Source organism: Patescibacteria group bacterium (assembly GCA_027858235.1).
Classification (GTDB): Bacteria; Patescibacteriota; Patescibacteriia; order Patescibacteriales; family BM507; genus BM507.
The window spans coordinates 24,401-34,579 of sequence record JAQIDC010000046.1 but is presented as its reverse complement, the minus strand read 5'-3'; the positions used below and the strand labels follow the sequence as shown (position 1 = coordinate 34,579).

Here is a 10,179-nt window from a genome sequence, read left to right as displayed (position 1 = left end):
GCTCTAACAGGATTTAAAATTATGTATCTGATTAATTCTCCTAAATAGTTTTCTTTTTCTACTAGAATGGATTTATATCTGCCTTGAAATAGGTGCCCCACTCTCTTATGAAAATAATTGAATTTTTGCGTATAGACACCGTTTAGCTGGCGCATACCCTTGGCTAAATTTGCTTCTGGTGTTTCTATCAGCAAGTGATAGTGATTAGACATTAGGCAATATGAATAAATTACCCAATTAAATCTTATTGACACATCTTTAAGTATCAAAAGAAACTGCATAAAATCTGCCTCGTTTAAGAAAGTTTTCTGTCGCCCATTACCTCGGGATGTTACATGGTGAAGTGCCCCCGGGTATTCAATTCTTAATGCTCTTGCCATGGATTTTTATATACAAAATAATATTACGATGCATTAATTTTAACATTGAAAATGTTAAGATACAAGACTTGACCCCAATTACCTGGAAATTGACCTTCACTCTCTTCCATTTTTCTACCAAAAATCATTTGCCACCCCGCTCTCAAATCATCTTGTGGCATCAATACAAATAAAGAATCTCTATAACCTGATAAAGATGCAATAAACTGAATCATTTGTTTTGCATCACCGGCATCTAAATAAATATTCCACAATCCTTGTGCTATATTCCACAATTCTGCATTTTGATATAACTCAGAATATAACTTTGCATAACCGCTTACTTCAAAAAGATTTATTAGAGGTTCTGTTGAGTAAATAATTTTACTTTGCTCTTGACTCCAACTTTGAACTTTTTGACGAGTAAGATCATAGGCGGCCAAAGAAGCATTAAATACTGAAGGAAAAATATTTTTCAATCTTTCTTGATCATTATTTTCACAAGCGTCATAACAGGCTTGAACTCCCAATGTTAACGCTTGACCAAAATAATCCGGTAAACTATCTCCCACTTCTGCCCCTTGCAGACTAGGCAACAAACTTATCATCTTGTCCGTAACCTCCTTTTCTCTATCTAACACAATTTTCTCCTCATCTTCAAAATCAAATTGTGGCCAAGGTAAATCCTTAACTTGATGAAATTTATTACACTCTTCAACGTGTATCTTTAAAATAGCTACCATATTTCTGTATTTGTTTGTAAACTCATTCCAACCAATGATAAGCTGAGCAAGCGATGACAATTTTTTTTCTAAAAGAAATTTATTATACCTTGTTTGAAAATAACTTTCGTGGAAAGATTTAGCGAAAATAAAATAAGTTTGCAAGGAAAATAAATACTTCTGAAAACATAATGTTTTAATATACCATTCGGGAGAAATTTTTTTCCCTTCTACCAATTTTTCATTTTTCAACTCGATGGACAATGATTCAAGTAAAAATAAAACCGAGTGCGGTAAACCCGATGAATATACACTTTCCTTGCTATTTATCCAATCAATTTCCAAAAAAGCTTTCTCTAAAGTTTCCACCTTAGACTCATTGAGATATTTATATAAACCGAGCAATGAAGAGGTTACCAATCTGTTTCGTGAATCAATAAATGCTAATTTTTCCTTATTAAACTCTGGTATGTTTTTTGATTCTGGGATTAAATCTGTAAATTTATCTAACTCATTTATAATCAATTTATTAGCTTGTTCATCAAAATTTTTACCATAAATTTCAGCAACGTTTACAAGAATATCAATTGTTCGTGCAGCCGATTCTACGCTATCATTTTTAATAAAATGTTTAATAATTACCGAGCAAGAATCAATTATCTTTTCTTCAAACCAAATGTAATTTTTAACTGTCTTGGGCATAATTGTTGTTCCCGTATGCATAGCCAATGAAATTTTTATACGATCCGCCAACATCCAATTTTCAAATTTAAATTCATCTTTAAACCAATAACTATTTGTCGGGATTTTATTCTTATACACTGAATAATAAGACAAAAGCCCTGCTAAATGTTTAACAGCAATCAATAATTGCTCATCAGACAACTTTATTTCTTCAATACCGAAATTAATGAGATTCATTAACAAATCTAAATCATATTCAACTAAACGAGTATGATGGTTTTGTATGGCTGGAATCCTCCATTGGAACCCAGGGGGTGTAACGTTCCTTATAGAGTCTGCGATATCTTTCGTTATCCACGGGAAAGAATCCTTTGGTTCAAGAGAGTTAAAAACATCTGATCCTACACTCCAAAATCTTAAAATTGTATACATAGTAAGAATAGCAACAAAAATCAAACTAAACGGGTGTAATGTGTGTCCGAATGCTTTGGTAATAATTAGAAAGATTGTTATAACCCCAGTCGACGCTATTGTTTTTACATATTGTTGTCCGCGTGGCGAAGAAAGAAAAAAATGACGAATATCTTGGGTGGCCCTAACCAACAAATTACTCGCTATGCTCGAAATAGCAGCAAAATACAAACCGAGAAAAACACCAGTAATACTCGCAATTGCAGCCAATAGTGTATCTACTGCATTATCATCAAACGATATTTTTACAGGATATACCTTATTAAATAATTCTAAAATATACACCACAATAGCTAAATATGTAATAGTTTTAATAAAGGATGGTAGTGTTGGCCAGAGAAAACGTAAGCCGTCTTTACCTGTATTAAAATATCGATGTCTTTTAAACTTTGCTTTCCAAAATAAGAAAACTGGCTTATTTTCAAACCATTTTTTTGCTAGCCAGTAATATTTTGTTTTATACAAATTATTCTTAATTCTAAACATAGTTTAGGTCCTATTCTTTACAAAAAATACTCCAACAGTAAAGCTGGAGTATTTTAAAATTGCTCTCAAGAATTACGGAATATAGGTTAATATTCCCACTTTTTACAGCAAAAGTCAATTTAACTGATTTATTTATACTGTTTTACACACATATCTGCCCATCCCCATTGAAGTTTAAAATTCTGCCCGTTGTCATAAGTTTTACTGAGGCAATCGTTCAATTTTTTTTCTCTTTGAAGCGGGTTTATGACTAAAGAATAAAAAATTGAGAAAGAAATAACTGCAAATGCAATTATAATTGTTGTTTGAAGTTTATTTGACATATATTTATTGGTGACTTAAATCAACTTCCAAGGCGATAATAGCCGAGGTGTAATTTCCGTCGTGCCATTTATTAGCAACATTCCTAACCTGATCAATTAATCTACTTGGATTTATTTGGGCCCATTTATACAATTCGGGGAAATTTTCTTTTTCAAGTTCTACGCCAAAAATAATTGGATTACCATTTTTTGAATATTCCATTTGCCCGGTTAGACTCCTTTTGAATTTTTCTTTTTCTTGCATATCTATAATCTTCTTTTGCAATTCAATAGATGGAATTTCACTCGACTTTTTTTCTTTAAAATTTACAAGAAAATATCCTATTCCTCCTAAAAATAAAAAGACTGTTGTACCAATTATACCGTGCAAAGAAAGCATTTCAAAAAAATCTCCAAAATAACCAGCTCCCGGAATATAGGAAGTCCATACAGGTGGTTCGGGAATCACTAAGCCCCACAAATCAGTAGTTATAACACCGTCAGACTTGATAACAAAAAAATGAATTATTGAAAATACAAAAGCTAACGATAAAAATATATATCCAATAATATCAACTACCTTTTTCATAATTTAATATTTTATAATAGTTCCAAAAGCAACACTGGAACGATTAGAACAAAGATTATATTTATCAAAATCCAAACAACGATAGTTTTACTTGTCGCTCTCTTCCCTTCTCTTGCTCTTATTTTACCAACCAGCCAAGCACCTCCAAAAATTATTATCATCGTTGGCAAAGCTCCAATTATTCCAGCGAACTGCTTCAAAAAAACAATTAATATACTTCCTGGAATATTAGCGATTAAAAGATTCACAGCATACTCCTTCCCTTGGAAAGGTTTAGTTTTTTGTTGTTTTGTAATGTCTTGCATAGATATTTAAATTATTTTTAGAAATTAATTTTAAGAAACAAAAACGGACACACCAGACCTGCGAACAACAAATGGTGTATCCGTGAAGATGCCTACTTGCGTTTGGTCGGTGTGCCCGATTCTGAACGCAAATAAGCAAAATAGCTCGAATATTTCGGCTTCTTCACTTATATTCTATTTGTTGTTCGCAATTATAATCTATCACGATTATAGTTAAAAATCAATATAATGTTATAATATATTTAATATAAAAAAGATTATGAAGTTAAAAATATACACAAGCAAAATTTACAAAAATAAAGAAAAAATTTTTATTGAGGCTAATAAAGAAATTTCAGATACCTTAAAATCAATTATTACCAAAAAAGACGAATGGATAATAGATTTTATATTTAAAATTACAGCTTATAATATCTTTTTTTCAAGTACTACTAGAAGCATATACCTTAAAAAAACTAGCGAAGTTCTCGGGAAAAAACATAAAAACATTGTTGATTTTATTATTGATGAGGATTTAATCGACCAAAAAATTATTGAAAAATCAAAAGATAACATTAGAAAAGTTTTTTCTAGCTCAATTAAAGATGAAATAACAAATCAAAAAATAATTAATCTTCTATTAGATAGACGACTTTCTTTAATTCAACAAAATGATTCAACTTCTCTTGAAGAGGACTATAAAGAAAATGCACTCCCAAAATATAACATCGAAAAAAATTACATCGCGAAAAAATTTCTGTCCAAATACAATCTCAATAAAACTAGCTCAGTTCAAGTTGTTTATGAATTATTTGAAATTATTTTACTGATAGCAAATAGCGATTCTCTATCTTATAAAAAAATTGAAGCTCTAAAATTTCTTGAAAGATTTATTTTAAAATACTATCCTGCTTTTATCCGTGATATCAAGTCTAAATCAAAATTACCTACACTCAAAGAACTAAGACAAAAAAGCACTTTTCCTGTGAACTCAATTTGTCATCAATGTAAAAAAAGATTAGATAATAAAACAAATTCTTTATTCTGCTCAAAAAATGAAAATAGATCTTGCTATGAATTAAGGTTAAAAAATAATCACAACAAATTGTCATCTAAAGAAAAAAAGGCGATATCTGTCACTTCAAGAACAAAAAATCTTTGCGACAACTGCGGACGTTTATCTTCATTAAATAATTTATCAAACATAGCTGGCATTTCTCATCAGTTCTGTAGCTCAAAATGCAAAGAAACCTTTCGTAAAAGAAAACAAAGAGCAAATAAATAATTAAAACATAATTCTAACATTCTAAGAATGCCCTAAAATTAGGTCATTCTTTTTTGTGTTGTCCCAAATTTTTATGTCATTTTTAAATTCAAATAATCCCGAATGCTATCATAAAAATATATCGCCCGCCAAAAAAATATAATTAAATCTCTTAATTCTATTCTTTGGGCGACAAATGGTGAAACCCCTATACCGAATAATATATTTCTTTTTTTTATTGATTTGTTTCTTTCGAGGGCAAGTAGAAGAAGATATTCGGGCAGGGAGGAACCGGAGGAGCCCCCTTATTAAAATATAATTTAAAATGTATGCATTATTCTAATGAAGAAAAACTTGTGATTACTAAATTAGTTGGAATTACAAAAGATGTTTATGACGTTTTACGAAAAGAAAAACGGAAACAAAAAATATCAATGGCTAAAATAGTTTGTAATTTAATTTTGGACAAATTTAATTAAAAATATGAAGAACATACCAACTCCTTTAAAATCAATTCGTGCCTACTGTCTTTGGTGTTGTGATAAGCAAGTAGGGGAAGTAAAAAATTGTGCTAAAATTGATTGTCATTTTTATACATACCGAATGGGGAAAAAGATGGGAAAGGGCTCATTAATAAAAATTATCCGTAAAAGATGTTTTGAATGTAGCGAGGGCACGTCTCAATCTGTTACTAAGTGCGAATTTCCAGATTGTCATTTATTCGCCTACAAGGATGGCAAAAGTCCAGCACATATATTGTCTTGGGCAAACAGAGAGAAAAGACCTAACCCTTTCAAAAACCATAGGCTAGCTACAAAAGAAACCGCGGATACAGCTCTTAAAACTTCAAAGTCGGATTCTCAAAATTAAATTCGAACCACCCCACCCCCCCCACTTAAATTTTTATTATGTTATCATTTACAGATTTTAAAAATGAATTAGGAGAAGCGGGTCAATATATGTCGGACAAACAAATTGACGAACTTCGCATACTACACGATCAGTTGGCTGATGTGCTTTTTGAAATTTGGATAGAAAAGAAAAATTCCAACCTAAATTAAACACAAACTTGAAATTTTTAAAAACTACTGTTAATATAACTATGAACCCAATTTAACCAAAAGATTTTTTATTGCAATTTTTTATTTATTGCAATCCGAAAAGGGCGTAGTCCCTGCTTCAATTATCTTTTGGTAGTTGGGTTCAAAGCAGGATAACTACGCCCTTTTTGATTAATAAATAAATTAACAATATGCAAAAAAACTGTATCATCTATTGCCGTGTTAGCACTGCTACACAAGCCCAAGAGGGTGAAAGCCTTGATACGCAAGAAAAGATATGTCGGGATATAGCAATTAAAAAAAATCTAAATATTTTACCAGACAACAAGGTGTTCAAAGAACCATTTTCTGGACGAAAAGAATACCGACCTATTTTTGACGGTGAAGTAATGCGATACATTAAAGATCACCCGGGAGCAGTAAATTATCTAATATTCAGAAGCATTGATCGCTTTACTCGAGGAGGTACACTTCCATATGGAGAAATAAAACGTGAATTAGCAAAACACGGTGTCGAATTAATTGACAGCGCAGGATTAATCCAACCTACTCAGAACACACTAGAACACGTCGGTTTTGAATATAACTGGTCCCGCTATTCTCCAAGCGGTATGGCTGAAAACTTAATGGCTGATTATAGTAATCAAGAAGTAAGAAATATTTTAACTAGAACCATTGGGCGACAAATAGAATTAACAGCTGACGGCTATCACATTGGTTCAGCCACGGACGGATTTAAAATTAAAAGAACTTATGCTGGTAATAAAAAGAAAAGTATTCAAATTCCTGATCCTGAACGAGCTAAATATTGGATTAAAATTTTTGAAATGCGTTCGTCTGGCAATTTTACAGACCAGGAAATAGTCAATAAAGTTAATGCTATGGGCTTTAGAACAAAAGGCTACAACAAATGGGATAAATCTCACGAAAATGTTTTGAAAATACTGGGCAACAATCCCTTAACTATCAAGAAAATGCAAAGGGATATACGGAATACAACTTACTGCGGAGTACTAATAAGGAAATGGACGAAATACAGGCCAATTAAGGCAAAATATGAAGGACTAGTCGCTATAGAAATGTTCAATAAGGCAAATAGGGGCAAGATATTCGTAAAAGACCTGGGAGATGAAAAATATGAGGTTTTATACGATTATTATCCTGATAAACAAATAACCCTGAGACAAAAAAATAATCCTCTTTTTCCTTACAAATTTATATTATGTCCTAATTGCAAAAAACCTTTTTTAGGTAGCTCTCCCAAAGGAAAATCAGGAAATGGCTTTCCGACATATCATTGTGCCCGAAAACATAAATATATAGGCATAAACAAAAAAGAATTTGAAGAAAATATCACAAAATATATTGAATCAATAAAATTCCGCCCTGAACAAATAAGAGCACTTGAATTATCATTTATCAATAAATACCGCGAAAGACAAAAAGAACTTGCACATTTTTCATCACAAGCTAATCTTATTGTGTCGGACCTAAAACTTGAACAAGCAAACATAATTGAAAAAATTGAAAAAGCAACAAGCGCTATTGTTATGAACAAATTAGAAGAAAAAGTTGAACAATTGGAAGTAGATATTAAAAATGCCCAGACACAAAGAAATAAAGTTGAAATCACTGAATATGATATTTCAAACTTTCTGAAAGAAGCCAAAAAAATAATGGAACACCCCGCTGAAATACTGTTAAACATTGATAATCTAACAAAAAGACAAGCCTTATTCGGGCTTGTCTTTGAGAAGACACCAACCTATGATGAAATACTTAATGGAACACCTAAATTGACGCTTATATTCGAGCTTTCAGCTAATCCTGATAAACTCAAATCTTATCTTGCACGGGTGGTAGGAATCGAACCCACGCTAGAGCTTTTGGAGAGCCCTGTACTACCACTATACGACACCCGCATGTTATTTATATATTTTTTTAAATCTATCTATAATAATAAAAATTTCATCCATTATTTTCACATCTCCATATCTTATTGAAATACAACCCTGATAATTATCTTTCTTTTGTTTTCCCGTATTACTCTTCCTGTAAATACTAATTTTTTCTTTTGAAATAGCAGTTAAGCTTGACCAATATTTTATCATCTTATTTTGATCATGATAATCATGGAGATGTAAAACTGCTCTAAATTTATCTTCATCCACAGGATAAGACTTTCTCAAGAGATATAGGAAAGTTTTAATCATTTCAGAGTCTGAATTTATAAACATCATTCTCCTTCCTGTCTTTGCACCCTCACCCCAATAAAGAAGTGCTAAATAAATTTTTAAATCTTCGTTTTCTTTCCTGGGGTTAATAGTCAAAGTCTTACAATTTTCAACTACTTTAAGAAATCTATTTTTTGCTTTCTCTTTATTTGTATTAGCGGCCTTTTTTCTTCCGGACTCACTCAAAAAACTTATTCTTTCTTCACCATCATTACTAAGCTTAACATCTTTCAGCCACAAAGATGCGGTACTTTTTGAAATACCATATTTATCGCTGATTTCCTTATAAGAAAATCCTTTCACTCTATCACTAATAACCCTATCTATTATTAATCCTTTTTTCATTTCGAACCTTGATTTATGATTATATAACTTCTCATATTATATCATAAAATCAAAAGAAACAAAATAAATTATTTTGTTTCTTTGTGATCAGTGTGAGCGTTACAGAATTTACAGAACTTTTTTAATTGCATTCTTTCCTTTAGAGTTTTCTTGTTTTTTCTTGAAAAATAGTTAACTCTTTTGCATTCAGTACATTCAAACTTTATCATGTTGTCTTGAGACATATGCTTTTTCTAATAAAAATAAACAGACAATCAAGCCTGTAATATCATATTTATTAATATTTCACTCTCAATATAATATTATATTTACGAGCTTTTGTCAATAATGGCCAATATTGACAAATATTACTTAATATACCATTGCTCCTTCAAGAGAATATAATAGACTTTCTATTCCGTATCATGAGCTGGGCTTTTTTTATCGAAGTTCAAAAGATAGTTATAAGCGGAGAGAGTTGCCGTGATAGCATCGCCTGCTGCAATATTGTTTTGTTTATAAATTTCATCTGTTACATCCCCAGCGGCGTATATTCCTTTTTTACTAGTCTCGTATGTTCTGTGGTCAGATACTATTTCCTTATAATCATTTAGCTCCACCAAGTCAGCGACCATCTCTGAATTTGGAACTGAGCCAATTTCCACAAATACGCCCTGTAGATTTAATATCTCTTCAACCCCGTCTTTATTCAAATATACTAGAGCCTCAACCAAAACCTCTCCTTTTATTTCTTTAACTTGGGCATTGTGAATTATTTCTACTTTTTCATTTCCTTCAATTTCTGAGACTGTCTGAGGATCACCTTTTAAGATATCTGTGTTATTTATCAAGGTTATTTTTGTGGCATAAGGAAGTAAATCAATCACGGCTTCAATACCAGAATTTCCCCCACCAACTACAGCGGCTTCTTTTCCACGAAAAAGTGGAGCGTCACAAGTCGAACAAAAAACAACACCCTTTCCATTAAACTTTTCTTCACCTGGCACACCCATTTTTCTTCTCCTTCCTCCAGATGTAACCATGACTGTTTTTGTTTTGTATTCTCCCTTGTTTGTTTTAACAATGAATGTCTCTCCTTCTTCCAAGACTTTTTCAACTTTTTCACCTATATTTATTTCTATTCCTTCTTGGGCCCTTAGGTGTTTTTCTAATTTCTGAGCTAAATCAAAACCGCCAATATTCTCTTCACCTATCCAATTTTCTATACTATCGGAAACAATAGACTGACCTCCAAAAGACTCTGTAATTAATAATGTATTTAATTTTTTTCTAGACGCATATATTCCAGATGAAATTGCAGCTGGTCCTCCTCCTATTATAACAATATCGTACATTTTTTATTTTTTATTAATTATTATTCTTAATCTTGCCCGTGGAA

At 31.6% G+C, this 10,179-nt stretch carries 12 protein-coding genes and 1 tRNA gene; 4 read left to right on the top strand and 9 right to left on the bottom strand.

Annotated elements, in window-relative coordinates; all coding sequences use genetic code 11:
* The 5 genes from PF572_04220 to PF572_04200 all read right to left on the bottom strand — a co-directional run.
* A partial coding sequence (locus tag PF572_04220) for a transposase (protein ID MDA3840270.1) occupies positions 1-380 on the bottom strand: 380 nt, incomplete at its 3' end.
* Positions 381-403: 23 nt separating this feature from the next.
* On the bottom strand, positions 404-2,722 hold the full coding sequence (locus PF572_04215; GenBank protein MDA3840269.1) for a hypothetical protein: 2,319 nt from the start codon (positions 2,720-2,722) through the stop codon (positions 404-406).
* Between the two features lie 128 nt (positions 2,723-2,850).
* Complete coding sequence (locus tag PF572_04210) at positions 2,851-3,045, bottom strand: hypothetical protein (protein ID MDA3840268.1); 195 nt, start codon at positions 3,043-3,045, stop codon at positions 2,851-2,853.
* 4 nt (positions 3,046-3,049) lie between these two features.
* Entirely contained in the window at positions 3,050-3,613 is a 564-nt protein-coding gene (locus PF572_04205; GenBank protein MDA3840267.1) for a hypothetical protein, read from the bottom strand.
* 11 nt (positions 3,614-3,624) lie between these two features.
* Positions 3,625-3,918 (bottom strand): hypothetical protein, encoded by a 294-nt coding sequence (locus PF572_04200; GenBank protein MDA3840266.1) that lies wholly within the window; start codon positions 3,916-3,918, stop codon positions 3,625-3,627.
* 259 nt (positions 3,919-4,177) lie between these two features.
* On the opposite strand from PF572_04200, the gene PF572_04195 reads away from it, so the two are divergent.
* The 4 genes from PF572_04195 (at position 4,178) to PF572_04180 (ending at position 6,222) form a co-directional block, all read left to right on the top strand.
* Positions 4,178-5,182 (top strand): hypothetical protein, encoded by a 1,005-nt coding sequence (locus PF572_04195; protein ID MDA3840265.1) that lies wholly within the window; start codon positions 4,178-4,180, stop codon positions 5,180-5,182.
* A 308-nt stretch (positions 5,183-5,490) separates the two neighbouring features.
* The gene (locus PF572_04190; GenBank protein MDA3840264.1) at positions 5,491-5,640 is read left to right on the top strand and encodes a hypothetical protein; all 150 of its coding nucleotides are present in this window, start codon (positions 5,491-5,493) and stop codon (positions 5,638-5,640) included.
* A gap of 4 nt (positions 5,641-5,644) precedes the next feature.
* On the top strand, positions 5,645-6,031 hold the full coding sequence (locus PF572_04185) for a hypothetical protein (GenBank protein MDA3840263.1): 387 nt from the start codon (positions 5,645-5,647) through the stop codon (positions 6,029-6,031).
* 38 nt (positions 6,032-6,069) lie between these two features.
* A complete protein-coding gene (locus PF572_04180) occupies positions 6,070-6,222 on the top strand; it encodes a hypothetical protein (GenBank protein MDA3840262.1) in 153 nt (50 codons plus the stop codon).
* Between the two features lie 1,851 nt (positions 6,223-8,073).
* Here PF572_04180 and PF572_04175 read toward each other — a convergent pair.
* The 4 genes from PF572_04175 to PF572_04160 all read right to left on the bottom strand — a co-directional run bounded on the left by PF572_04175 (position 8,074) and on the right by PF572_04160 (position 10,135).
* Positions 8,074-8,144 (bottom strand) — tRNA-Trp (locus PF572_04175).
* Positions 8,145-8,147: 3 nt separating this feature from the next.
* Positions 8,148-8,801: a hypothetical protein gene (locus tag PF572_04170; GenBank protein MDA3840261.1), complete on the bottom strand. Its 654-nt coding sequence runs from the start codon at positions 8,799-8,801 to the stop codon at positions 8,148-8,150.
* Positions 8,802-8,869: 68 nt separating this feature from the next.
* Entirely contained in the window at positions 8,870-9,025 is a 156-nt protein-coding gene (gene rpmG / locus PF572_04165; protein MDA3840260.1) for a 50S ribosomal protein L33, read from the bottom strand.
* Positions 9,026-9,193: 168 nt separating this feature from the next.
* On the bottom strand, positions 9,194-10,135 hold the full coding sequence (locus tag PF572_04160; protein ID MDA3840259.1) for an FAD-dependent oxidoreductase: 942 nt from the start codon (positions 10,133-10,135) through the stop codon (positions 9,194-9,196).
* Positions 10,136-10,179: the final 44 nt, after the last annotated feature.